This is a genomic window from Bacillus cereus group sp. N24 (genome assembly GCF_016483345.1).
Taxonomy (GTDB): domain Bacteria; phylum Bacillota; class Bacilli; order Bacillales; family Bacillaceae_G; genus Bacillus_A; species Bacillus_A toyonensis.
In genome coordinates this window covers 1-326 of record NZ_JAEHCA010000118.1, presented here as the reverse complement: position 1 = coordinate 326, position 326 = coordinate 1, and the positions used below count along the sequence as shown (strand labels likewise).

The window sequence follows — 326 nt, the reverse complement described above, 5'->3', positions numbered from 1 at the left end:
TTAGATTTGAAACACGGGGCACTGTTTTGTTTTTTGAAAAAGCGTGTATAAGCATCCGCAAGGTTGCGAACAGACGATTGAATCGCAATACTATCCACTTCTTTTAGCCAAACAAACTCTTTCTTCATGGCAGGCAGTTTGGAAGAGCATGTACCATATGTCAAACCTTTTCCTGTTTCTTTGTATGTATTATTCCATAGAGATAGGAAATGATTGAATACAAAACGAGAACAGCCAATCGTTTTATTAATTAGGGTCGCTTGTGCTTGATTTGGATAGATACGAAATTTATATGCTTTATTGATCATCATTCGTTTCACCCCCAT

Annotated in this window: 1 protein-coding gene; it reads right to left on the bottom strand. The window is 36.8% G+C overall.

Going from position 1 to position 326, the window contains the following annotated elements:
* Positions 1 to 311, bottom strand: a 311-nt coding sequence (locus tag JDS95_RS30650; RefSeq protein WP_199691059.1) for a helix-turn-helix domain-containing protein, incomplete at its 3' end; no start/stop codon positions are given.
* Between the last annotated feature and the right edge of the window lie 15 nt (positions 312 to 326).